The following is a 23317-nucleotide window of genomic DNA, read 5'->3' on the forward strand; positions in this document are numbered from 1 at the left end:
ATGGTCGCCGAACGTCCGCAGCGGATGCAGGACCCGCCGGTCCTCGGCTGGGAATGGCACGAGTGCGCCGACGACGGTTGGGCTCATCTCTACGACGGTGCGCAGCTGCGCGGAGACGGCAGCGAGCGCGTCCCGCTGGTCCGGCCGTGGTGCGAGACGCTCCAGCGGTTCCCGCTGGACCACGCCCGATCGACGGTCAGCCGGGACAAGATCATTCCGGTTCCCGGGCGGACCTGCCCCGGCTGTGCGAGCCAGAACGAGCACCGCCGGATCGAGGTGCCCCGTGCACGCCGCTGACGCTGGGCCGCGCAAGAATACGCGCCGTCGGCACCTCGGCAACGAGACCGGGACCAGCCCACTCACATTGTTCACCGCGTGGCTTCACGGTGCCGACGGGTTCACGCGCCCCGCTCGGGTCGCCGGGCCGCCGCTCCCGCTGAGGTTCACGTGCAAGGCGTGCGGCGAACAAGTGCACCCGCAGGCCATGCGCTGTAGCCGCTGCCTGGCGAAGTTGACGCTCAACCGCTGAGCCCCCGGCCGGCGCGCTGCCCTCCATCGGCGCGTCGGCTGGGTTCCACCTGCCCGCGTACCGAACCGGAGGACGGCCGATGCCTACGCCGCGCAACCCCGCTGGGCCAGGACCGACGAGGCCGGGGCCGGGCAAGGACCGGCCCGCCAGCCCCACCCGGAGCAATCCCGCTCCGCAGCCGCGCCCCGTCCAGCCGAACCCGCCGAATCCGCGGCAGTAGGAGAGCAACGATGTCCAAGCAACCTCGCGGTCGCCGACGCGACCGCCGCAGCTGTCTCGCCGGAGGCCAGGCTGGCAACGTGGCCTACCCCGGCTCGGCGGGAAGCCGCCCGCCGCTCCAGCCGAGCGGGCCGACCCATCCGGGCGCCAGGTACCGGTCGACCGTGTTCCGCTGGCAGCAGCACCCGCCCGAGCCGGACGACGAAGGTTAGGATCGAGCCATGCGGTCGACCCGGGAAATGCGCAGGCTGGCGGCGGTACTGCTCGCTGGAGCAGCCGACGCCCGCTTCTACCCCGAAGACCTGCGCCGTGCTGCGCAGGTACACAGCAACCGGCTCTACCCGATGCTGGACACGCTGGAGCAACGCGGCTGGCTCACGGATGGGTGGGACGAGCCCGCCAAGACCCACCGCTACTACGTGCTCACCGACGAGGGGCGGCGCGAGCTGGCCAAGCCGCTGTAGCTCGGCGTTCGGCTCCAGAGCACACAAAAAGCCCCACCCTCCGCGCGGGAGGGTGGGGCTTTGCGTGCTATTCAGCGCTTGCGGGTCGTCTTCGGCTTCGTCTCGGGCTCTTCCTCGTCGGCGCCCGAGAGAGCCACGTGCTCGTCGGCGAACGCGCCCTCCTGGTGCATCGTGACGATCCCGGCCTCGGCGGCCGGCGCCGTCTCCGGGTCGGGGAAGTCGCGCACGATCTGCGCCTCGGCGGGCAGCTGCGGCGGCTTCGGGCCGTTCGCCCACCCGGCGTGATCCGGGTGGGCGGGGTTGAACTGGGCGCTCGGGTGATACTCCTGCTCGCTCACGGGCGGGCTCCTTTCGTCGGGTTGTTCGTGGTCACGCCGCGCCACCGGTGCCGAGCAGGCGACGCAGCTCGTCGAACACCGCGCGCGCGTTGGCGGCCGGGTCGGCGCCCCCGGCGTCGGCCAGCGCTCGGGTCACGCTCGCGTCGATCGCAGGCTCCAGCGCCTTCGCCAGCGCGATCTCGTCGACGTCGCCCTGCTTGGCGACCAGCTGGGCGAGATTGGCGACGGACGTGGTGAGCCCGGCCACCGCGTCGGCGCTGCGCTTCGCCTCGAAGTTCGTCCAGCCCAGCAGTTCCCCGGCGGGGTCCATCCTGCCGTTGGTCTTGTTCGGGACGACGCCGCTCCAGATCTTCGCGACGTCCTCGTTGGTAAGGGGCATGTCGTCTCCGTCCACTCCGGGCCAGTAGTCGGCCACGCTGCTGAGGTCGATGCCGGGCGCCACGTCGCCCGCGTACTGCTTGGCGACGCAGCCGAGCGCCGCCCATCCGGTGCCCCACGCCGGGTTGTTGTCGTACTTCGCCACCCAGTAGTGCGGCTGCGCCACACCCTGATCGGTGAACGCCTTGCGCACCGTCGGCCAGGTCGAGAGGTTCATGTAGACGGTCGGGTCGGCGCCGGCCGCGCGCCGCATCCGCACCCAGCCCGGGGCCTGCGCCGGGGTGGCGTCGCCGGGCTCCACGTCGAGCACGTGCCCAGCATTGGTACTGGCCTTCTTGACGATGGTCACCTTGACCGCGTTCGGAAACCGGGCCCAGTCCGCGGCCGACCACGGTTCGAGTTTGATTTTGTCGATGTAGCCAGCGACCATCACGGCCGACGTCGGGATGTTCCGCGCCGTCACCGCGTCGTACATGGTGCGCATTAAGCCCCGCCCTTCAGCCGGTCGTTCTCCTCGCGCGCGGTCACGAGGTCCTTGCTCAGCCGGTCGACGTCGCCCCGGAGCTGCTGCACCTCGGCCTGCGCCACGGCGAGTTGGTTGTTCAGCCGCTCGGCGCGCGCCTCGGCGTCCTTGAGCTGCTTGGTCAGCGGCTCCACAAGGAACGCCGCTGCCTTGCCGAGCACGTCGGCCGCGTTGGCCTCCGACACCTTCGCCTCGGCGGTGAGCTTCCGGCCCTGCTTGCGGACCAGCAGCAGCGCAGCCAGCGCAGCGACACCACCACCGCCGAGAGCAGCGACGATCACCGGGATCCAGTCGTTCATCAGTCCTCCCGGATGGTGTCGGCCAGGTGTTGCACCGTCGCCAGCTCGCGCGCTTCGCGGCCGATCTGCCAGGCCCGCCAGGAGGCCATCACGGCGACGGCGAGCATGTAGCCGCCGAACTGCACGCCGCGCGCCCCCGAGTTGATGAACACCGCCACGCCGTAGCCCAGGACCCAGAAGGCCATCGAGATCAGCCCGACGCGTTCGACGAGCAGGCCGTTCACACCCGGCCGCCAGATGCCGGCCAGCGCGACCCCGGCGGCCACTGCTGTGCCGCCGTACATCAGCCGCCCCAGTCCTGCGCCAAGTTCGCGCGCGGTACTGGTGGCCACGTCGGGAAAGAACAGCGCCGACATGATCGAGATGAGGAACAGGGCCAGCAGCACGCCGACCTGGAACGGCGAGCGCGACCGGCGCAGCATGATCGTCATTCGTCGGTCTCCGTCCCGTCGCCGGGCGTATCAGCACCGGGCTCGGGGGTGGGCGGCTGGTAGCCCTGGGGGAAGAACCACAGTCCGAACGGGACGCCGTCGCCGTCCGCCATGATGTTCGCCCGGTGGAGCAGCCAGCCGCCGAGTTCTTCCTCCGGAACATCGGCGTACTCGATCTTGAAAATGCCGATCTGCCGATCGAAGATCAGCTTCGGGAACACCGACTCGCCTTCGCCGCGCGGCTGTTCCACGCCGTCCACAATGAACGTCGCCATGTAGCTTCCCCTTTTGTCAGGCCGCGCCGAAGCCGACGGCGGTCGCGCGGGACACGCCCGCCGCAAAGATGGGCTGTGCCGCAACGGATGATTGAGACCCGCCTGCCGAGATGCGGGTGTAGATGTCCACGCCGAGCCGGTTCCCGATGACGGTCGGCGGCAGGGTGATCGCGAACGGGCTGACCGTGGTCACGTCGCCGATGCTGGATGTGGTGCTCGGGGTCGTCGTGGTCGTGGTGGTGGTGGCGTAACCGGTCGCCGGGTCCGAGATGACGGCATAGGTCTGCGCCACCGCCGCCGCGCCACCGCCGCCGTAGACCACGGTGAGAATCCACTGCATGGCGAATGACGAGCACATCGCCACCGTGGTGCCCGCCAGCATCCGCACGAACGTCGTGGAGCTGTTGTAGATCGCACCCGGCGTCACCTGATACATCGGCACATGCTGCTCGGGGCGAGCCAGCCCGTACTTCGTATCCGGGTCCGTCTGGATCAGCGCGTGCCCGGCCCCGTCGTAGACCGACACGATCGCGCCGGAGTTGTCCGCGTTCGGGAGCACCGTGAAGTCAGGCACTCCGTTGTGCGAGATCGAGAACGGATACTTCGACTGGCGGGTCAGCTCGTCCACCCGCTGCTCCAGCTCACGCAGCCGGTTGATCAGGAAGTCGGGCGAGTCCGGGCGCTCGATCGGCTGGCTGGCGACCACTCAGGACCCCCTCACCGCTTGCAGCTGGTGCAGCACCTTGTCCCGCTCCGGGCCGTTGGAGACGCCGAGGATGCGGTAGGAGTACTTGCCGTTCTTCAGCCAGTGGTGGTTCTTCACGCTGTAGTCGGCGAAGTGCCCCGGCAGGTACGAGCCCAGCCGTGGCTCGGCGTCGGCAAGCACGGTGGCCTGCCACTGCTCGGGCTGCGAGCTGTACAGCGCCACGTCCGCAGCCGCCCAGCCGTCCAAGGTGGGCTGCTCCGAGGCCGAGGTGTGGCCCGAGTCGACCATGTCCAGCAACGGCCACCCGGCAGTCACCAGAGAGGGATCGGTGGCGTAGCCGTACAGCTGGCCGGCCTCGTTCCCTGTGCCCTTCACGAAGGCGGTGTTGGCCTGGTCCGATCCGTCACCGGCGATCGTGAGCTTCACCAGGTTCGAGCGGTAGTCGAACAGCAGCGGGACGCCGGGCTGCACGAGGTACGGGTTGCCGACGAGCATCCGGTGCCGGATGTAGCGCAGGCCACCGATCACGGTGAGGTAGGGCTGAAACAGCACGTCCGGCCCCTCGCTGACCTGCGTCAGCTCCTGAAGCCGCTGGCCGGCCATTGCCATGTCGTACCCGGGATAGGCCCGCGTGCTCGTGCCCGTCTCGGTCGGCGTCGGCAAGTCCACCGGCAGCGCCGAGCCCGCCCGGTAAGTCATCGTCGTCGCGTGGTCGACGATGTTCCGGGCGATGTTCGGCAGGCTGTCGTTGATCGTCAGGTCCGCTGACGCATCGGTAATCCGCGCGGTAGCCGGGTTCCAGTTGCGGTGGTGCAGCACCCGGCGGTTCAGTATTTCCCAGAACCCCTTGCCCGACACCGTGTGCACTGGGCTGTCGTCGTCCGGTGCGTAGGGCACGATCGGCCCGGCCTGGCACACCGTGTCGCTCGCCACGCCCTGGCCGCGCACGATCGCGATGGAGAACCGCCACGGCACGCACCACTCCCGCACCTTCGCCGCGCGCGCCTGCCCGTGCAGCGGCACGGTGATCTTCCAGCCGCCCACGTCGTTGATCCGGGACGACCACTCCGGCTCGGCCGCCAGGTCCACCTCGAACAGGACGCGGCCGGTCACGGTGGTGTAGGCCAGCGCCGTGTACGCGCGCTCCGTGGCGGCCACGGCTACGCCACCCGCCGGACGCGAATGACGTTCGTGGAGATGTTCGTCGCGGACGCGGTGGTGGCGTAGAGGTTGCTCGTGCCGGTGTTCCCCGTCGGCTTCCAGCCCATAACGGCCACGCAGTGCGTGCCCGCCGAGACGGCGGTGAACCGGCCGTAGAGGTGCAGGTCGTTCAGCCCGGTCCCGTCCGGATGCGTGCGGGTCTGGCGCGGCCCGATGATCGGGTCGGTGTTGACCACCGTCCCGGCGCCGCCCAGCCGCCAGCCGATGCCGAGTTCGTCGGTGTTCGACGCGGTGGCGCACGCCCAGGTCAGGTCGGCTTCGACCTCGTAGACCGCCCCGGCGATCGCCGGGAACGTCGTGGTCAGGTTGGTCACGACCTTGGTGGCCGAGTTCCAGGTGGCGGAGTTGGCGGTGATCTCGGCGTAGCCGACCTGCGCGCCCACGATGCCGGTGACACCGACCTGGATCGGCAGCCAGTTCCCCGCGCTGTTCTTGACCTCCAGCGTGTCCGTGCTCGGGGTGTACCGGTGATCACCGACGCTGCCTGCGGTGTCGCTGTCGCCCTCCAGCAACGCCCGGGTCGCCCCGATGACGCCGACCGAGCGACGCAGCCGGGTCAGCGTGATCACGCCGCCTGTGGACACCTGAGCCCGCGCGAGCGGGATACCGACGCCGCCACCCGAGGTCGGGAAGCTGGTGTAGACGCCGAGGCTGTTCGCCGTGATCGGGTCGACCGGGACCGCGCCGGGCGTGCCGGTGATGATCTCGATCCGGCACGGGTTGCCGTCCGGGGAGGCGTCCCCCGCCGTCGAGTCGTACCAGCGCATCACGACCAGGTCGTTGCGCGGGTTGCTGGCCGGAGCCGGGTCGGTCGTGACCGAGGCGGCGGAGGTCAGCCAGCCTTCGTATGGGCCCTGGCCGGAGCGGTGCGCGACCGCCGAACCGGGCGCCACGTTCATCGTCAGGCCCGAGGTCACCGTGACCAGCAGGTCGGAGAAGCGGAGGTTCGCCGCGTCCCAGGTGGTCGGCACGACGCCGGAGCGGGTGCCGTTCATCGGCGTGGCGTCGATGTTCTGGTAGACGGCCTGGAGCAGAGCACGACCCTGCCGGGCGTTGTTGGCGCGCGAGCCGCTCGGCATCGCGGTCCAGAAGCCGGTCGCTGCTGCGTTGGTGGGCATCGGGCCCCCTCTCAGTTGTAGGCGTGCTGCCAGGTCGCGGTGACGGTTCCCGCGCCGGTGCCGGAGAACTGCACGGTCACCTGGCCGCCCGGCGGGATCTCGATCCACTGCGCCGAGGCGAGGAACCCAAAGCGGTCGACACCGTTGAGCGCGACCGAGCGGGTGAACGGACTGGTGTCGATCACCAGGGTCTGTCCGGCCTCGACGGTGCCGGTGTAGGCCACCTGGTCGCCGGTGGCGGGGTTGGTGAACATCGGGTTGAGCAGCGGGCCCGCGATCGTGAAGACCGGCCACGTCGGCGCGGTGCCGACGTTCGACAGCGACAGCACGCCACCGTTGCCGCTGAGTCCCCAGTCCAGCCCGCCGCTGGCCCAGTCCAGCCCGCCGCCGCCCCAGTCCAGGCCGTCCGTCGAAGGGCCGCCGACGACGACGGGGCCAGCCGTCTGCACCGTCGTGTCCAGCCAGCGCGGATCTGCGGCGTAGAGCGGCAGCTGCCAGTCGAAGCCCTGAGCGTCAGCCCAGCCCTCGATCTTCACCGCGTCCGAGTTCAGCTCGACCAGCAGCTGCCGCGTCGAGAGCCCGTCGGCCTTGACGAGCGCGAGCTGTGCGCCGTCCGGGAACAGGCCGCGCAGCCGGTCCTGCGCCGCTGCTGCCCCTGCGAAGTCCGGCGCCTGGCACCAGCCCTGCACGATGTCGGAGCGAGCCGTCAGGTATGAGCGCGCGCGATACGCGCCCATCCCGAACGGCCGCTCCGTCGCGTGCAGCTTCCGGCCGGCACCGCCGTGCAGCGTCTGGCTCGTCACCACCCACCGGCAGCCGTAGTCGTCGTCCACATTGGCCGACCAGCCGCCGATCGAGTACGTCGGCAGGATCACCGAGGTAGGCACATCAGGCTCCCCTCATGGCCCAGCCGAGTTCGCCCGACACCGCCGCCGCGACCGCGTAGGGCTCCATCGCGGCGGTGTGCACCGTGATGTTGTTGACGACCCCGTCCCCGCCGGCCATCGCCGGTGTGCGACCCATCCGCGCGTTCGCCTCGTCGAGCAGCTGCTGCGATCGAGACGACGACGGCTCCAGCGGGATGAACACCTCGGGGACCTTGGCGTCCCCGGCCCACTTGAACGTCCCTGGCGTCACGATCTCCGCGCCCCGGAACCGATTCGCCATCGACGGCACCGGGAAGCCGCCGCGAGCGAACCCGACGTTCGGCCCGTACAGGCCGCCCTTGGCATTCATCCGGATGTTCGTGCCGGGGATCCGGATCGTCTCCCGCTGGTTCACGCCGACGTTGATCGTCGCCGTGCGAGTGCGGGCCACGTTGTTCAGCGACGCCTCAGCCGACGCCACGTCGGCCCGAGCGTGCACCTCCGCCCACGTGCCGTCGGCGTTCTGCTTCCACACCCGCACCGATCCGTTGGCCGGATTGATGTCGGCGTAGGTGTGCGTCACCGCGCCGGTGGCGTCGGTGGTCGCCTTCCACTGCCGCACCATCCCGCTCGCCGGGTCCGTGCTCGTGTAGGTCGTGGTGTTCCCGACGGTGGACGTGGTGACGTTCTTCCACTTGGTGACCGCGCCGTCGGCGGGGCTGGTGTTGGCGAACACCGTGGCGGTGGCATCGCTGCTGCCCACCTGGTCGAGCAGCCGCTGTGCGGCGGCCCGGCCGGGCTCGGTGTCGGCGAAGACGGCGAACTTGCCGTTCGGCAGCTTCACGACCTTCATGCCCAGCTCACCGAGCGCGCGGATCGCCGGATCGGTCAGGGTGTCGACCGTGATGCCCTTCTCGTCCGGCACCGCCGCGAGCTTGGTCTGGATGTCGGTCAGCTGCTGCTGCGTCTCGGTGTCGCCTTCGAGGCCCAGCTGGGTCACGACCTTGTCCGGGAGCATCCCGTAGTGGTCGAGGATCTTGCCGATCTGCGTGTCGTTGAGCCCGAGCTGGCGCAGCTGCTTCTCGAACTCGCCGCGCATCGCTGCCAGCTTCGGCGTGATCTCCGCCGCCGGGGTTCCCGCGTCCTTCAAGGACTGGGCGTAGCTGGCGAAGTCGGTCACGCCCTTCTGGACGGTGTCCTGGAGCTTCGACCCGGCCTCGGTGACCGTGTTGATCGAGCCCGAAGCGTCGACCAGGTCCTTGGCGTGGCTCTTGATGTCGAGGCTCTTGAACGCATCCGAGATGCCGCGCAGGTCGTCGTTCCACGCCTGCAACGCCTCTTCTACGCTGGGCGTCTGCCCGGCAAGCCGCAGCATCACCTCGATGATCGCCTGGCCCTTGGCCGCCACGTCGCCGCCGGTGGTGTTGAGCGCGGCGAACGCCGTCTCCAGATCCGCCGTGGCCGCCTTCGCCGCATACATCGCCGGGGTGGTGCCCCGCGCCGCGATCGACTCGACCTTGCGCAGCCCGGCTTCCAGGTCAGCAGCGCGCCTTGCACCCTCCGCTGATGCACCGGCCTGCTCGTTGATGGCGCGGACGTTCTGGAGGGTGGTGGCAAGCTCGGCTTTCTGCGCGTCGGTCAGGTCGAGCGAGGCCATGCGGGTGGCGGTCATCTTGTCCACCACGTCCTCGGCGGACCCGCCCTGCTTGATGTAGGCGTCCGACAGCCGCATCACCATGTCGGTGACGTCGCCGCCGTGCTGGTTCGCCTGCACCAGGCCGGTGAGGTATCCGTGGAAGCCGTCGTTGACCTTCTTCAGCGCGTCGGCCTGGCCGAGGCCGGCCGCCGACACTGTCGCCATCGACACGCCGAGGCGGTCGTTGGAGTAGTAGGCGTTCTTGTCCGACAGCGCCTTGAGCGCGGTCTGGCGGACGTTCTCCCCGATGACGCCGTTGTCGCGCCGGTACGCCTCGGTCATGTCGTTGACCGCCTGCGTGTGCTGCGCGGCCCGCGCGGCGGCCTCCGCCTGCTTCTGCCCGAGCAGACCAAGAATCAGCCCGAACACGCCCACGGCCGCAGTGACCGGGGTAACCCCGGCGACGAGCCCGCCGAGGCCGGTCAAGAACTTGCCTCGGACCCCGTCGGCCGCCTTGATGTCCTGGCCGATGCCCCTGAACCCGGCGCCGACGTCGATGCCGAACCGGCTCGCGATCATTCCGGCAGCGGTCAGCGATCCGGCGAACTGCCCGACCTGCGGCGGCAGCATGGAGACCAGCGACAGCAGCAGCCGCAGCATCGACACCGTGCCGGTGCCCGTGCTGGTGAAGCCGGACAGGAACCCGATGGCCGCCGAGCCCTGCGCGGTCATGTCGTTCAGGCCGCCGGTGACCTGGTCGACGATCACATGCAGGGAGGACAGCGGCCCGGCGCTGCCGTTGGCCAGGTTCGCGAACAGCGTCCCCAGCCGGGCCTCCAGCAGCGCCACGGTCGAGCCGAAGATCACGAACCCCTGCCGGGCGCCTTCGCTGCCTTGCGAGGCGTTGGTGAAGAACAGGCTCAGCCCGGTGCCCGCCTGCGAGGCGAAGCTGTGCAAGCCCTTGAGCGGGCCTTCGGACGCCTTCACGGCCGTGATCACGCCCGGCATCGCGTTCTCGGCGAAGTCGGTTGCGGCACCGGACAGCTCGCGCACCGCCGGGGCCGAGGCGGCCACGCCCGCGCGGATCTGCGGGGCCAGCCGGTCCCAGGCATGACCGGCCGAGTCGACGGCGGCAACCGTCTCGTTCTCCAGCACGCCCGACAGACCGCGCAGGTCGGCGCTGGCGTGGTTGGACAGATCCTGGACCTTCGTCTGCACCCGATCCGAGGACAGCGCCGCGTACACGCCGAGCGCGGCGAAGCCACCGGCCACCAACGCCAGCGACGCCGTGGTCCCAGCCGCGCCGACAGCGGCGGCCGCCGGAAGGCCGACCGACAGGCCCGTGAACTTCAGGGCGTCGAACTGGGCGTTGGCGCGCTTCGCCGAGCGGCCCAGCTCATCCTCGGCAGACTTGCCCGCCTTACGCGCGGAGTCGCGAGTGGACTTCTCGTCGACTTCCGGGCGGATGACCGGCTTGGTCTCCCGCTCGATCTTCTCCTTGACGAGCTTGGTGTTGCGCGGGTCCTTCAGCGCGGTGTCGAACTTGACCGGCTGCTCGCCCTCGATCTTCGCGCGGATACGCTTCTCGTCGCCCGAGGTCTCGTCCTTCAAGTGGACCTCGACGTAGGCGCCGGCCAGCTTGAAATCGCCACCAGGTGCGGTCACCGCGTGCCCCCTCCCCGGTCAGCCGAAGTCGAAGACCCCGGCCTGATTCACACCCAGCGGCCCGTACTCACGGGTCTGATTCAGGGCCTTCAGCTCGTCGGCGGTATGCGCCCGCACCGGAGCGGGCTCGGCCTGGCCGGACTGCTGCGGCGCCGGAGTCGGCGCGGGTTGAGGCCGCTCGGCCGCTCGGCGCATCGCGTGCCGAACCGCGCCGTCGTAGAGCGCGAGCCGGACCATGCGCGGCAGGAACACAGCGGCGGGTAGCTGGTCCAGCTCGTCGACCCGGTGGAAGACCGACATGTCGCTCAGCACGTCGTCGAGGTGCTCGAAGAACCACCCCACGGCCGAGAGCCGCTCGTGCCAGGCGTCGGTCAGGCTTTTGGGCCCAGCACCCCATCCGGCAGGATCCGGTCCACCAGGGCGTTGAGCACCTTCTCCCACGCCGACGGCGTCACCGTCTCGCACTCGCCCAGCGCGTCCCACGCTTCGCCGGTGAGCAGCTTCTCCACGGCAAACGCCAGCGCCGCGGCCTCGCCCTGCTCGGTAGCGAGGTTGTACGCCTTCACCGACCACGACGGCGGGACCCGCTTCGGGATCGTGTGCGTGACGCCGCCGACGGTGAACAGCGGCTCACGGTCGGCGATTAGTTCCTCGACCTCCGCCTGCGCGGCGGCGTCGTCGAGCACGATCCCGAGATCGGCCGACGGCTTCGCGGCCACGCGCTTGCGGGTCGTGGTGGTCTTGCGGGTGGTCGTCTTGCGGGGCGCGGATGCGGCCATGATGCGGTCCTCCTGACAGGACAAAGGGATGGGGCAGCCCCGCTCCGCACGCCGTCAGGTGCGCACGGAACGGGGCTGCGTCGGGGGTGGGTCAGGCGGCGACTTCGTCGATGATCCGGATCGGGCTGATCGACTCCGAGACGAAGTACGCCTGGAACTCGGCCGCGAGCACCTGCTGGTTGGCCTTCTCCCAGTTCAATGCCGTGTCACCCGAGGGCAGCGCCTTGCGCAGGATCGCCCGGCGCTTCAGCGACCGCGAGCCGTCGGTGATGTCCGGGCCGAGGCCGTCGACCAGCAGCGTCCGGTACGGCGCCCGGTTCGCGGTCTGCCCGGCGTTGAGGTCGGACACGGCGTAGCCCGCGCCGGTCGGCCCGGCGGTCATGTTCCACGCGTAGCTGAGGTTCACGCGGGTCATCTCGGCGAAGTTCACCGTCGCCTTGATGTCGCGGTCGGTCATCCGAGCGCCGAGCTTGTCGACCAGCTGGTCACCGGTCAGCGGCGTCCAGGTCGGGCTGACGCTCGTGTTGGTGCCGCCGAGCGTGATGCCGGTGTCGTACCAGGCGGACGCGGCCGGGGCCAGGTTCACGTCGGTCAGCGCGGGCTCGTAGCTCAGCGTCGGGTCGAACGCCAGCTTGCAGATGTACAGCCGGGCCGGACCCATGACGAGGTTTCCGGGCACCAGGCCGCTCGTGTCAGCCATAAGGCACTCCACTGTGGACAGGGACCGGTCGGCCCCGAGGGGTAGGTGTCAGTTCCCCTCACGGGGTGCTCTTGGCGACCGGGACCCAATGCAGCATCAGGTCCAGGGCGTACACGGCGTAGTCGCCGAAGTCGCCGTACGCCCGCCTCGGCTTCCCGAGGACGTAGGCCGTCTTCACGACGGCGTTCTCACTGCACGCGGGCAGCGGCACGAACCACGGCTCCCGCCGGTACGTCGCCGCCTGCACGCTCAGCGCGAGGTTGCGCGCCTTGTTCCACGGTGGCGCGTCGATGCCCGGCGTGGTCGCCCAGCCGCGTACGTCCATCACCGGCGACTCCAGCCGGTACTCCGGCACGGTGTCGCCGCCGGCCACCGCAACCGTCACGAACCCCGACGCCGCCCAGGTGCTGGTGTCGCGCGGCAGCGTCTCCCCCACCATCCCGGCGGAGAAGCCGTCCAGCTGCGCCAGCCACGCCAACGTCACCGCCTCGTCCGAGGCGTAGAGGAACGAGGCCGTCATCACGCACCCCGTTTGCGGTAGAGCGCCGGGCGGAGGTACGGCTGCGGCGGCACCGTGTCGCCGGTGAACACCGTCTCGCCGTCCGGGCCGCGGTAGGCCACACGGTGGCCCTCCTCGACATACAGGGCGTAGTTCAGGTCCGACCCGATCCGCGCGGTGTCGCCGTTGATCTCGCTCGACAGCGACTCACGCAGGTGCCCGGTGTCGACCGGGACCAGGCGCTTTGCGTCGTCGAGGACTTCGCCGACGAGCTGGCCGAACAGCTCGCGCACATCGGCGGCGATCTGCTGCCGCCAATCCGGGGCCTCGTGGTACTCCGCCACGGCTCACCCCCCGTCGTCGCCGATCCGCTTGAGGTCCAGCTGGACGTCCGGGACGCGGCCGGCCACGCGCGGGCGGGTCACGTTCTGCACCAGGTACAGCACGCCGTACGTGTTGTCCCGCACTCGGTCACCGGTGAGGATGTCCGTGGTGGACGGCATCGCCGCCTTGGCGACGCGGACCACCCGCGCGGTCTGCGTCGCCGGGTCCCACACTCGCGAGTCGCGCTCCTCAATCGCGGCGAGCACGCCGGTGGCGGCCGGGGTGGTGTTGTCCGGCACCGGGTCGCCGAAGTCCGACGGCATGGTGCCCCGGTAGATCGACGCCCGGCACGTCGCGCGCGCCCACATCAGATCGTCCGCCAGGTGCCCGGGTCGTCACCGTCGTCGCCGTAGACGTCGCGGCGGCGGTCGACGGTCTCGGCGGGCGCGCGGACGTGCAGCGAGCCGGAGCCGATCCACGACACCCGCCGCAGCGCCTGCGCCGCGTGCGGGGCCAGAGTCAGCCAGGTCTCGGTGCCCTGCGTCGACTGGCCTCCGCCGGTGGAGGTGATGTCCTGGCGCTCGAACTGGTCGGGCTGGTCGGGCTGCCAGGCGGCCTGGTAGGCCACGGCGAGCTTCAGCCAGTACTTGTCCCGGGCGCCGATCCGGTCGGCGTCCATCGGCAGGCGCCCGGCGTAGGTGTCGATGACGGCCTGCGCCGAGAGCAACTCGTCCTCGTCGACGGTCGCCTTGGCGTAGGTCTTGACGTCGGCGACGGTCGCCCAGGTGTCCGGCATGGCCCGCTCCCTCCCGGCTCGGGGCCGCGCAGGCAGCACGCTGCGCGGCCCCGTCATGCCGTCCGTCAGCCGATGACCTGCATCGAGAACGCGCCCGGCGCACCGACCGCGAACGCCTTGCGGGCGCGGAAGTACAGGACGTTCTCGTCGGTGTCGACGCCGATGCCGGTCTCGCTGTCCTGGAAGTTGACCGCCAGCGGGTTGCGGTCACCGACCTGGAGGTACTGCCGGTTGCCGTACACGATGAACGGCTTGCCGGTCGGCGCCTGCGACCCGGCCGCGCTGGTCTTGCAGCCCATCGACCACTGGAGGTCGTAGCCGAACAGCTTCGGCGTGCCGCCCTGGCCACCGCCCGCGGTGCCGTTGGACGACTCGTTCAGGATCGGCGACCCCGAATTGTCCTTGATCCCGCGCAGGATCTGCTTGAACGCAGGGTGAGCGACGATGACGGTCTCGGCCTCGTCGAAGTAGTCGCCCTGCTCGTACACGCCCAGCGACGCCGACAAGTTGTCGTAGGTCGCGGCCGTGGCGCCGATCGACAGGTTCGCGTTGCCGGTGTAGCCGGTGACCGTGTCGTTCTGCGTGAGGATGTAGTACAGCGAGTCGAACAGCCACCCGCTGGTCCCCTTCGCCGCCGTGATGCCCAGGCAGACGTTGTCGAACAGCTTCGCGTACGAGGTGCCCGCGTCCACGCTCTTGGCGTCCACGATGGACGCCAGCGAGTCGGACATGTCCTCCTCGGCGATGGTGACCTTGCCACCGATCTTGTCCGAGGCCAGCAGCACCGAGTCGTTCGGCGAGCTGTCCGCCGGGGCGGAGGTGGACTTCGCCCAGCGGCCGAGCACGACGCCGCCGGAACGCGGCGTGTACTTGGTGTTCGAGCCCATCGGCACGTGGTGACCGAAGCGCTCCACGGCCGAGGTCTGCTGGACCTTCTGGATGACATCGGGGTTGGTCTCGATCGGGATCCAGCCCGCCCCGGTGAAAGCGACGGCCATGACGGCCCTCCGTTTCTGTTGGGATTGCAGGGAAAGGCACCGCGATCCCCGTCACGGGTGCGGTTGGATGCCCTCACGGGCTGCTCTGGAACGTGGCTGGCGAGCTGGATCAGCCGCCGTAGCGGGCGGCGATGATCTCGCCCGCGGTCTTCTCGGTGGCGGCGGTGGTCTTGCCGCCGGGAGTGAGCTTGCCGGGGCGCGGCTTCTCGCCTTCGCCCTCGGCCTTGAAGAACTCGGGGTACTCAGCCTTGACGCGCTTCACCTCGGCGTCGAGTCCGGTGATCTGGCCCTTGTCGTCGATATCCAGCTTGGTCACGTCGAGGAGTCCGGCCAAGGCGGCCACGCGGTCCGTCTTGGCATCGGCTTCGAGCAGGGCCGACTTCGCCGACGCCTTGATCGCGGTCGGCTTGTAGAGCGCCGTCGCGGCCTCCAGCGCCTCCCGCTTCGCCTTCTCGGCGTCGGTTTCGTTCTTCTGCTCCAGCTCCTTGAGCTTCACGCGACGGCCGGCGGACTCGGCGTTGACGCGAGACAGCTCGGCCTCGCGCGCCTCCCACTCGGCCTTCGTCGGCGGCTTCCACTCCTCCGTGGTCTCCGTGCCCGGACCGGGCTTGGTCTCCTCGGTGGTGGTCTTCGTCGTGGTCTCCTCCGCCATCACGGCGTCCTTCCTCGAATGCGCCCGCCAGCGGGCTACCTGGTGAACCGGCCGCGCTTCACGGCCCGTTCGGCCCGCGCCTTCACCGACGCAGGCACCCGCCACCCCGAGGGCGCGGGAGAGGTCTTGCCGGACCCGATGCGGCCCAGCAGCCGGTCGGCGGCGGCCAAGCGGACGTTCTCCGACTCGGTCGGCAGCGCGTCGCCGCGCAGGATCGAGCGCTCGGCCTCGCGCCGCAGCGCTGCCGGGAGGTCGAACGCAGCAGAGTCCACGGCCGCCGCAGCGGCCCGCCGGGCAGCGTCGACGGCCATCTGGTCGCCCTTGGCCTGAGCATCCTTGATGGCCTCGGCCCAGTCGTGGGTCACGCGCCAGGCTGCGGTCTCGTCGTGCCCGAGCCAGGGCGAGACCCGGCACCGGCAGTACGGATGCCGGGGTGGGCGCTCCAGCTCGATGTCGACCGGCTCGCGTGCGGCGTTGTAGTCCTTCGGCTGATACGCCTTCGCCCCGAAGGTCAGGCGCCAGTCGAAGGCGTCACCAGGCTCGACGACCTGGCCGGACAGCGCCAGGCACGCCACGCAGGCGTCCCGCTCCGCGATCCACACCAGGCGCCCGCCGACGTGCTCGGCAGCGGCGGCCAGGCCCTCGTTCAGCTCGTCGTTGGTGACCGTGCGCGCGGCCCGCTCGACGATGTTCCCGGCCTGGTCGGCGACGGCCAGCTGCCGGTTGATCGTCTTGAAGCTGCCGCGCTCCAGCGCCTCGACGAGGTCGGCCGCCTGCGCCAGCTTCGCCCGGGCCGCCGCCGTCGCCTCGTCGATGTGGCGCCGCGTCTCCTCGCGAAGCCGATTCTCGAGATTCCGCTGTGGAGCGCCTGCCTCGATAAGGCCCTGCGAGACGCCGAGCACCCGGGCCCGCTGCGCAAAGTCGAGCAGCACGGGCGCGGGGTCGATCCGCACGGCCCGGATGCGGGCCGCCAGTTCGGCGGTGTAGGCGTCGAAGTCCGCGCCGGACCGCAGGCCCGCGGGCTTGCCGAACCGCTTCGACCAGGCCACGTGAGCCCACGACAACGCCGAACGCAGTGCGTCCCGTACCGGTCCGGCAGCGGCCAGGGCCGCCGCGTCCTCCAGGGCCAGGGCTTCGCCGTCGTGCTCGACGATGACGGCCGGGATGACGCTAGCCGGTGCCGTCATCGTCCGGGCCCGTCACGTCGCCGACCAGCTTCGCGATGACCTGCTGGACCGTGGCCTGGTCCATGAGGCCGGCCGCGACCGCCGAGGCGAAGTCACCGACCGCCGCGCCGAGCTGGGCGACCATGGCGATCCGCTGTGGCAGGCCGCCGTCGCCGTCGTCGAGCCACCGCTTCACGTCGTCGGGCTTGTAGCCCAGCCCCATCAGCGACTGGCCGACTGGCACGCCGACTTCCTGTTCCTGCTTGGCCTGGTTCAGCTTCGTGGTCTTGTCGGTCGACTCGATCGGCGCCCACGTGAGCGTCACCGGGGCGTCCTCCTGGCCGAGGATCTTCAGCATGAAGCCGTAAAAGCCGCGCCACGTCGGATCGAACGCCGTCCGGCGGCGCCGGGCCTTATTGTCCAGCGGCTCGTTCGCCGTCTTCAGGCTCTCCCCGCTGGGGATCTGCCCGGTCCGGTCGAACAGGTGCAGCGGCGTCTTGGACACCACCGAGCCCTCACGCAGGTACGCCTCGCGGCGGTCGAGGAACACAGCCGGGCTGCCCGGGTCGAGCTGCTTGACGTCGCGGTAGCCCTCCAGGTCCCAGAACGAGCCGGGCTCGCTGGACAGCTTCGACTTCCGGTCGCCGGTCGTCGAGCTGGTGCGCTGCCCGTCCGGGCTGGCGAGGAACTCGTCCTCGTCGAGGTCGTCCACCGGCGACGGGCCGGGCTTCCCGGCGTCGCGCAGGCCGAGCCGCTGCGGGAGCGTGTTGAAGTCGACGCCCGCCATGTCGCCGATCTCCAGCTTCAGGAGCTTGTTCTGCGTGCCGTAGAAGCACTTGTGCTCCGGTGTGCCGTACTCGCCCGGCAGGCCGGTGCCGTGGAAGTGGAAGACCGGGAAGCCGTACGGGTTCTCCTCCACCGCGTCGCGGCCCTCGGCCTCGTACGGCTGGAAGTCGCCCGCCTTGCTGGACCGCGCGCCCCGGGAGATGTAGTGCTCGATCCGGTCGTCGTAGAGCAGGTCCACCCGCGTGCGCTTGGCGCCGACAGGCGTCTTGACGACCCACTTCTGGATCGCAACCCGGGGCGTGCCGGGCTCGTCCTCGTCGTAGAGCACGCGCATCGCCTTCGGCGAGTGCACCGAGATCAGCACCTTGCCCTTGACCGGGTTGCCCGCGGCGTCGAGCACGGGCCACGCGGACAGGTAGCTGTCGCCGAGCTGGAGCGCCCGGCGCATCACCGCCGGCCGGACCTGGGCCATGTTGTTGGCCTCATCGACCTCGGCGATCAGCTTCGTGCGCGCCTCGGTGTCGCTGGTGATCGCCTCCACCGTCAGCTTGTCCGCGACCGCGTCGATGACCACGTCCCCGTGCAGGGTCTCGAACTCGACGCCCTGGTCACGCAGCAACCGACGCACACGGCGAGAGGTGAACACCTCCTCCACCGGGCCGTCGCTGTACGCCTTCGCCTTGTCGTAGCCGGGCGCGGCGTCGTCGATCGCCTTCAGCGCGTCGTCGAGATCCGACATCAGGCCGCCCCCTCACGTGCGCTCGCCCGCTGCGGCGGGGCATCGGTCTTCAGGAACACCTCGACCCCGGTGCCGACGGCGTCGACGAGGTCGTCATGGGCATCGAGCGGGAACTTCAGCATCTGGGCTTCGAGCTGGTGCAGCCGTCGCTCGTGGACGACGCGGCCGCGCTGGTACTTCGCCAGCAGCGACCCGGCGCGGACTTCCTTCGGCCGGTCCTGGTGGACGGTGCGGACCTTGACCGGCAGGTCGTGCAGGATCGCCAGCCAGGTGTCGCCGCCCTGGTTCGTCTCCACGACCACGCCGGTGATGTCCGGGTACTCGTTCAGGATCTCCAGCACGCGCAGGCGCAGCTTCTCCCCCGGCGGGATCTTCACCTGCTGGGCGAACCGCACCACGCACACGCGGTCCGGGCCCGGCAGCGTCGCGCCGATCACGGCCAGCGCGGTGAAGTCGCTCTTCGCCTTCGTCGTCACCGCCGGGTCGATCGACAGCAGCTGCCGCACGATCGGCAGGTCTGCGCGGTAGACGAAGTCCTCGCCGGTCCAGAACGCGGTGTCCGCGGCCATCGGGTCGTTGCGCATCTGCGACTGGAAGGCACGCGTCTTCCTGGCCTCGTTGATCCAGCCCATTGACCAGCGTTCCGGCCAGAGCGAGCGTTCGTTGCCGTGCTCGTCGGTCTGGATCACGTCGAAGTACCTCGGCGTGAATCGCTCGTCGTCGACCCATTCCGGATACTGCTCGCCACGCTGCTTCGCGGCGATGTCGTCGATGATCGCGCCCGGGATCGCGACGGTGCCGGCCATCGTCACCGACGCCTTGTTGTTCATCGGCAGGATGCCGGAGACCAGCGTCTTGAGCCGCGAGACCTTCTGGTTGGCGCTGTAGTTGCCCTCGGTCCCCTCGATGTCGTCGAGGATGATGTGGTCCGGGCGGCGGGAGCCGATCTTCAGGCCGAGCACCTGGGAGTCGATGCCGCGTCCGGTGAACACGAAGCCGGACTCAGCGATGTACATCCGCTGCGAGTCCGAGATGGACACGCCAGATGGACGCCTGGCCGGAGCGCAGAGCTTCGGGAAGTCGTGACGCAGGAGTGCGTTGGTCTCGATCTCCCGCTTGAACGTGCCGAGGTGGTCCGTCGCCTGCGTGTCGCTGTTGGCGAAAGCTGCGAGGAAGCTCCGGTGGCCGTGCGCGGCCATCCACATCGGGAAGATCAGGAACCACCACGTGCTCTTCCCGAGCCCACGCGGCGCGATGATCGCGTCCCTCAGGTCGCCAGGCGCGAAGGCGCTGATCGGCGCGACGTAGCGCTGGGCCAGCTCGCACCACTCGTAGTGGGCTTCGCTGAACGTGATCTGCTCGCTGGTCTCCTGGGCCCGCAGGTGGTGCGGCAGGTAGAGCAGGGCGAACAGCAGGGGGTCCAGCTCGGTCAGGGCGCGCCGGCCTTCCGGCAGCGCCAGCAGCCGCTCGTCGAGCCCGGCCAGGTGAGCGTCGAGGTCGAACATTGGCTCACCACCTGTAACGGTCACCACCGTCCGGGCGACGTACGTGCACCAGCCGAGCAGAGGAGTGAACTGTGGCGATCGAAGTCAAGAGAACCGATGGCGATCTGACCTTCGAAGAGGCTGACGGCTACGTCGTTACCGACGGACACTTGAACATCTACGCCGAACGCAACGGCAACGCGGAGATGATTTCGACCTTCGCCCCGAAGACGTGGGTCAGCGTCCACGAGGTCGGCAGCTACAAGAACACCACGGAACCGCCTGGCATCGCCTGATCGGCTGGATGCCCTCCGCGTCGTGCCCGTGCGCGGGCCTCGGCCGAGGGCTCTCGCCGCCTCCGGTGGCGAGCCGCTACCCCCACGTCTCCGAGAACAGTCGGACGTTCGGGTTGTCCGCCGACAGGTCATGGTGCGTCTGCGGGTGCCAAAACTGGACCAGCGGCGTGCCCGGGTAAGTCTGCGGCGCGGTGCGCGGGACGTCGCGCTGGAGCCGATACCAGAAGTCGACGTCTTCGTAAGCCCACCCCTCATACCGCTCGTCGAACCCGCCGACGCGGTCGAACGTCTTGCGCGTGAAGGCGATCGGGCCGACGCACGGCGACGCAAACAGCTCCGGCTCGGGCGGGCTGCCCCAGTGGCCGGCCACTACCCAGCCCTTGGTCGCCGCCTCGCCGACCGAGGTGCCGCGGTCGAACAGCAGCGTCCACGGCTGGACGTCCAGCTCGGCGTCTGCCCACGCCACCGTCGCAGGGCAGGGCGCCATGTCGGCGCCGAAGCACACGAAGCGGTCGTACTCAGCCGGGGCGACGCGCACCGCGTTGTTGATCGCCCGCGACACGGAGAACTTCCCGCGCGCTGCGAACGCCGGGTCGGCGGCCACGATCAGGTCGCAGCCGCTGCGCTCCCACTCGGCGCGTAAGCGGCGCCACACGCCTTCGCGGATCATGCCAGCCTCACCGGCCGGGCGTCCGAAAGGGACGATGACCGCGGTCCGGCTGCCCGAGCGCCGACGCACCTCAAGCGGAGCCATCACAACAGCCATACGACCTCCCTGTTCCCGGTAGCGAGCGACAGAATTGCCTGCGGGATCGTCGGCCGGGCTGTAACACCGGCCGCAGCCGTCTCGATCTACGTGGCACCGACGAAACGGAGTCTCGATGTCAATCAGCGTGCGCACCGCAGCGAAGACGTACATCTACGAAACCGGGAAGGTCTTCAGGGTGGGCCAGACCGGCATCCTGTCCGTCTACGACAGCGCGGCCCGGGACGCGCACGCCATCGCCGCCTTCGCGGACGGTCGCTGGCTCTACGCCGAAAACACGGAATCCTCGAAGGCCAAGACCGAACACGAGGCCGCGTAAGCTCAGCACGACGCAGCGGTACCGGCGGCCGACCGACATGGCGTCGCTCTCGGAATCACTCGCTGTACGCCTTCTCCCAGCGGTGGATGTTCGCCTCGATCGTTCGGCCAGCCGCCCACTCGCGAGCCTCCTTGCCGAGCTGCTCGCGCGCCTCGGCGTCGTCCACCAGGTAGCGCAAGTGCTCGGTCCAGTCGCTGCCCTTGCTGGCCAGGTGCGCGATCGGGCGGCCGTAGCCGGAGAGCACGCGGTACGGCGAGCCGGGGAAGCCCGAGACGATCGCCGGGATGCCGAGCGCGGACATCTCCACCAGCGCCAGGTCGGACTTCGCTTCGTTGAAGATCGACGGGCGCAGCGGGATCACGGCCAGGTCGAAGTCCACGGCGCGCAGGAAGTCGCTGACGGACTCGTGCCAGCCGGTCCACCGGGTGCGGCTGTGGTTGCTGCGGACGCGCTCCTGGTACGGGGCGCCCATGCAGTGCAGCTCCGCCCGGTCCCGGTGGTCTGGGTGCTGGAGGAACCGGCGCAGCGGCCGGGCCAGCTCACCGAAGTCCCGCTGGTGCGATGCCCCGCCGCGCCAGCCGATCGTCACCAGCTCCGGGTTCGGGGCCGCGGGCTTCTCGTGGTCGAGCAGCCAGCCCGGCACCTGGTTCGGCAGCACGACGATCTCGGCGGTCGTGTTGATCGACCGGGCGTGGTCAGCGAGCCGGTCCGTGGTCACGGTGATCACGTCGGCCACGGCCATGTTGCGGTGGTACCGCTCGACCGTCTCGGCGTCGTAGAACCGCGCGGCCTGCCGGTTGGACGGATCCACGTCGGACAGCAGGTCGTCGGTCTCGAATACGAGCTTGGCGTGGCCGGCGCGCGCGAGCTTCTGCCACGTCACCGTCGCGCCCTCGTTGCAGATCCGCTGGCCCACGACCACGTCGCAGTCGCCGTTCTTCACCTCGTTCGGCACTACGCGGCCGTCGGCCATCACGTCGTGGCCGCGCTTCGCCAGCTCGGAGCCGGGTAGTAGGCAGCGGTAGAAGCCGCAGCCGGAGTAGTCAGCCACCCACATGAAGATCCGCATCGCCCCTCCTGGTCACAACAGATGCGCGATACTTCGCGGCATGCGATTTGGAAAGATCGATGTGCGCTACCTCGGCGCCGTACTCGCGCTCGCGTTCATCCTGTTGATCGTCATGAGCGTCGTGCTGGACCAGGGCGCCGACTGGTGGTCCGCGTGGGGCCAGTGGGTTGGGGGCATCGGTTCGATCGTCGCCGCCGCTGTCGCGGTGTGGATCGCACAGCGTGGGTGGGCGATCGCCGCCGCTGAGAAGTCAGACAACGAGGCGATCCAAGCGCGCTTGATCCGCGTTGAATACACCACGCAGAACGGAGGCGCTGCGACAATCAAGGTCGTGAACCGAAGCGGCGGCTTCATCGGAGACGTCACCATCGTAAAGATCGAAGCTCGAATCGGCGCAGAGCTTCAGGGAGGCCGATGGATGCACAAGTCGGCCACTACCGCAGCGCCTGATATACCCCTGCCGAGCCTCATCGCCGAAGTCGTCGACCCACACGAGGCCAACGCAGGGATCTTCCTTTACAGGAAAACGCCGAACCAACTGACACAGCTCCCCGACACAGCGACCGTGACCTTCTCGTTCAGCGACGCAGACGGACGACTCTGGGAGCGCACCGGCATGGAGCAACCTCGACGCCTATGAACTGTCCCTGGTATCCAGCTCGCTCCTCTTAGCGGCGTTCCGTTCCCGCGCCTGCCGCAGCAGCTCGGCGACGTCGGCCGGCACTTCGGTGACGACGGCGTTGAGATTGCCTTCGACCTTCACCGGCGAGTCAGCGCCGGTCAGCTTGGCCACCCGCTCGTTGATGCGCAGCAGCCGGTCCACGGCAGCGAGGTGTGCCGAGTGGTCGCGCACGGGCTCGTGGGTTTCCGGGTCGTAGACGACCTCGCCGTCCTTGCCCGCGGTAACGGGCGCTGGCAACAGTTCCAGCTTCGCCAGCACGACCCGCCGAGCGTCTTCCAGCTGAGCGAGCAGCACAGCCCGGTATTCCTCGGCGGGTCCGGCAACGCGCTCGATCGCCTCGGCCGAGATCAGCTTGCGCACCGTCTCGTGCGAGATCGAGGAGCCCTCGGCTGACATGATCGCTGCGACCGCGCGGAGGCTGTGGCCGTCCCGGCTCAACTCGAAGGCGCGCACCTGGCGCTCAGCGGTCTCGGCGACGGCGCCGCTGGCTTGGTGGTGGTTGCCGCCGTTCGGCATCGCGTTCACCCCCTGCGGCTGAAGACCGGGAGCGCAGGCGCACGGCGGCACCTGCGCTCAACCGGAGTGGGTCCCGGA

General features: G+C 69.8%; 30 protein-coding genes. 5 read left to right on the top strand and 25 right to left on the bottom strand.

The genetic code is table 11. The features are described 5' to 3' along the window. Both ACLJQE_RS38285 and ACLJQE_RS38290 read left to right on the top strand, forming a co-directional pair. Window positions 1–297, top strand: coding sequence for a hypothetical protein (locus ACLJQE_RS38285; protein ID WP_410644625.1), 297 nt, complete (start codon window positions 1–3; stop codon window positions 295–297). A gap of 672 nt (window positions 298–969) precedes the next feature. Then, entirely contained in the window at window positions 970–1212 is a 243-nt protein-coding gene (locus ACLJQE_RS38290; protein WP_410644479.1) for a helix-turn-helix transcriptional regulator, read from the top strand. 71 nt (window positions 1213–1283) lie between these two features. Here the strand turns inward: ACLJQE_RS38290 and ACLJQE_RS38295 are convergent, their stop codons facing one another. From ACLJQE_RS38295 to ACLJQE_RS38400, 22 genes are all read right to left on the bottom strand, one after another. Next, window positions 1284–1550: a hypothetical protein gene (locus ACLJQE_RS38295; protein ID WP_410644480.1), complete on the bottom strand. Its 267-nt coding sequence runs from the start codon at window positions 1548–1550 to the stop codon at window positions 1284–1286. A 31-nt stretch (window positions 1551–1581) separates the two neighbouring features. Further along, on the bottom strand, window positions 1582–2403 hold the full coding sequence (locus ACLJQE_RS38300) for a hypothetical protein (RefSeq protein ID WP_410644481.1): 822 nt from the start codon (window positions 2401–2403) through the stop codon (window positions 1582–1584). 8 nt (window positions 2404–2411) lie between these two features. After that, entirely contained in the window at window positions 2412–2750 is a 339-nt protein-coding gene (locus tag ACLJQE_RS38305; protein WP_410644482.1) for a hypothetical protein, read from the bottom strand. Next, on the bottom strand, window positions 2750–3181 hold the full coding sequence (locus ACLJQE_RS38310; RefSeq protein ID WP_410644483.1) for a hypothetical protein: 432 nt from the start codon (window positions 3179–3181) through the stop codon (window positions 2750–2752). The genes ACLJQE_RS38305 and ACLJQE_RS38310 overlap by 1 nt, the downstream gene beginning before the upstream one ends. Then, the gene (locus ACLJQE_RS38315; protein ID WP_410644484.1) at window positions 3178–3456 is read right to left on the bottom strand and encodes a hypothetical protein; all 279 of its coding nucleotides are present in this window, start codon (window positions 3454–3456) and stop codon (window positions 3178–3180) included. Before ACLJQE_RS38315 ends, ACLJQE_RS38310 begins: the two co-directional genes overlap by 4 nt. Window positions 3457–3472: 16 nt before the next feature. Continuing rightward, window positions 3473–4162 (bottom strand): hypothetical protein, encoded by a 690-nt coding sequence (locus tag ACLJQE_RS38320; protein WP_410644486.1) that lies wholly within the window; start codon window positions 4160–4162, stop codon window positions 3473–3475. Continuing rightward, a complete protein-coding gene (locus tag ACLJQE_RS38325) occupies window positions 4163–5320 on the bottom strand; it encodes a hypothetical protein (protein WP_410644488.1) in 1158 nt (385 codons plus the stop codon). It lies immediately after the preceding gene. 2 nt (window positions 5321–5322) lie between these two features. Continuing rightward, on the bottom strand, window positions 5323–6501 hold the full coding sequence (locus ACLJQE_RS38330) for a hypothetical protein (RefSeq protein ID WP_410644489.1): 1179 nt from the start codon (window positions 6499–6501) through the stop codon (window positions 5323–5325). A gap of 11 nt (window positions 6502–6512) precedes the next feature. Continuing rightward, a complete protein-coding gene (locus tag ACLJQE_RS38335; protein ID WP_410644491.1) occupies window positions 6513–7388 on the bottom strand; it encodes a phage distal tail protein in 876 nt (291 codons plus the stop codon). A 1-nt stretch (window position 7389) separates the two neighbouring features. Continuing rightward, window positions 7390–10668, bottom strand: coding sequence for a hypothetical protein (locus ACLJQE_RS38340; protein ID WP_410644493.1), 3279 nt, complete (start codon window positions 10666–10668; stop codon window positions 7390–7392). A gap of 18 nt (window positions 10669–10686) precedes the next feature. Further along, window positions 10687–11010 (bottom strand): hypothetical protein, encoded by a 324-nt coding sequence (locus ACLJQE_RS38345; protein WP_410644495.1) that lies wholly within the window; start codon window positions 11008–11010, stop codon window positions 10687–10689. A gap of 29 nt (window positions 11011–11039) precedes the next feature. Next, window positions 11040–11447, bottom strand: a complete 408-nt coding sequence (locus ACLJQE_RS38350) for a hypothetical protein (protein WP_410644497.1) — start codon at window positions 11445–11447, stop codon at window positions 11040–11042. 91 nt (window positions 11448–11538) lie between these two features. Further along, window positions 11539–12147 (bottom strand): hypothetical protein, encoded by a 609-nt coding sequence (locus ACLJQE_RS38355; protein WP_410644499.1) that lies wholly within the window; start codon window positions 12145–12147, stop codon window positions 11539–11541. 58 nt (window positions 12148–12205) lie between these two features. Then, window positions 12206–12667: a hypothetical protein gene (locus tag ACLJQE_RS38360; protein ID WP_410644501.1), complete on the bottom strand. Its 462-nt coding sequence runs from the start codon at window positions 12665–12667 to the stop codon at window positions 12206–12208. Next, the gene (locus tag ACLJQE_RS38365) at window positions 12667–12990 is read right to left on the bottom strand and encodes an HK97 gp10 family phage protein (protein ID WP_410644503.1); all 324 of its coding nucleotides are present in this window, start codon (window positions 12988–12990) and stop codon (window positions 12667–12669) included. Before ACLJQE_RS38365 ends, ACLJQE_RS38360 begins: the two co-directional genes overlap by 1 nt. Before the next feature lie 3 nt (window positions 12991–12993). After that, the gene (locus tag ACLJQE_RS38370) at window positions 12994–13338 is read right to left on the bottom strand and encodes a hypothetical protein (RefSeq protein ID WP_410644505.1); all 345 of its coding nucleotides are present in this window, start codon (window positions 13336–13338) and stop codon (window positions 12994–12996) included. Continuing rightward, on the bottom strand, window positions 13338–13766 hold the full coding sequence (locus ACLJQE_RS38375) for a hypothetical protein (RefSeq protein ID WP_410644507.1): 429 nt from the start codon (window positions 13764–13766) through the stop codon (window positions 13338–13340). Before ACLJQE_RS38375 ends, ACLJQE_RS38370 begins: the two co-directional genes overlap by 1 nt. 65 nt (window positions 13767–13831) lie before the next feature. Further along, complete coding sequence (locus ACLJQE_RS38380; protein ID WP_410644508.1) at window positions 13832–14764, bottom strand: phage major capsid protein; 933 nt, start codon at window positions 14762–14764, stop codon at window positions 13832–13834. Window positions 14765–14873: 109 nt separating this feature from the next. Further along, a complete protein-coding gene (locus ACLJQE_RS38385) occupies window positions 14874–15416 on the bottom strand; it encodes a phage scaffolding protein (protein ID WP_410644509.1) in 543 nt (180 codons plus the stop codon). Between the two features lie 35 nt (window positions 15417–15451). After that, complete coding sequence (locus ACLJQE_RS38390) at window positions 15452–16603, bottom strand: hypothetical protein (RefSeq protein WP_410644510.1); 1152 nt, start codon at window positions 16601–16603, stop codon at window positions 15452–15454. Then, window positions 16587–18107: a hypothetical protein gene (locus tag ACLJQE_RS38395; RefSeq protein WP_410644511.1), complete on the bottom strand. Its 1521-nt coding sequence runs from the start codon at window positions 18105–18107 to the stop codon at window positions 16587–16589. Before ACLJQE_RS38395 ends, ACLJQE_RS38390 begins: the two co-directional genes overlap by 17 nt. Beyond that, window positions 18107–19612: a hypothetical protein gene (locus ACLJQE_RS38400; protein ID WP_410644512.1), complete on the bottom strand. Its 1506-nt coding sequence runs from the start codon at window positions 19610–19612 to the stop codon at window positions 18107–18109. Before ACLJQE_RS38400 ends, ACLJQE_RS38395 begins: the two co-directional genes overlap by 1 nt. 71 nt (window positions 19613–19683) lie before the next feature. On the opposite strand from ACLJQE_RS38400, the gene ACLJQE_RS38405 reads away from it, so the two are divergent. Next, window positions 19684–19887, top strand: coding sequence for a hypothetical protein (locus tag ACLJQE_RS38405; protein WP_410644513.1), 204 nt, complete (start codon window positions 19684–19686; stop codon window positions 19885–19887). A gap of 76 nt (window positions 19888–19963) precedes the next feature. Here ACLJQE_RS38405 and ACLJQE_RS38410 read toward each other — a convergent pair whose 3' ends face one another. After that, entirely contained in the window at window positions 19964–20557 is a 594-nt protein-coding gene (locus tag ACLJQE_RS38410) for a galactosyltransferase-related protein (RefSeq protein ID WP_410644514.1), read from the bottom strand. Between the two features lie 211 nt (window positions 20558–20768). Between ACLJQE_RS38410 and ACLJQE_RS38415 the strand changes: the two genes are divergently transcribed. After that, window positions 20769–20972, top strand: coding sequence for a hypothetical protein (locus ACLJQE_RS38415; protein ID WP_410644516.1), 204 nt, complete (start codon window positions 20769–20771; stop codon window positions 20970–20972). A 55-nt stretch (window positions 20973–21027) separates the two neighbouring features. Here ACLJQE_RS38415 and ACLJQE_RS38420 read toward each other — a convergent pair whose 3' ends face one another. Continuing rightward, window positions 21028–22041 (bottom strand): hypothetical protein, encoded by a 1014-nt coding sequence (locus ACLJQE_RS38420; protein WP_410644517.1) that lies wholly within the window; start codon window positions 22039–22041, stop codon window positions 21028–21030. Window positions 22042–22081: 40 nt separating this feature from the next. On the opposite strand from ACLJQE_RS38420, the gene ACLJQE_RS38425 reads away from it, so the two are divergent. Beyond that, entirely contained in the window at window positions 22082–22681 is a 600-nt protein-coding gene (locus ACLJQE_RS38425; RefSeq protein WP_410644518.1) for a hypothetical protein, read from the top strand. On the opposite strand, the gene ACLJQE_RS38430 is transcribed toward ACLJQE_RS38425, so the two are convergent. After that, the gene (locus ACLJQE_RS38430; protein WP_410644519.1) at window positions 22676–23239 is read right to left on the bottom strand and encodes a hypothetical protein; all 564 of its coding nucleotides are present in this window, start codon (window positions 23237–23239) and stop codon (window positions 22676–22678) included. The genes ACLJQE_RS38425 and ACLJQE_RS38430 overlap by 6 nt on opposite strands. Between the last annotated feature and the right edge of the window lie 78 nt (window positions 23240–23317).

Source organism: Amycolatopsis sp. lyj-346 (genome assembly GCF_046548975.1).
In the GTDB taxonomy this organism is placed as follows: Bacteria; Actinomycetota; Actinomycetes; order Mycobacteriales; family Pseudonocardiaceae; genus Amycolatopsis.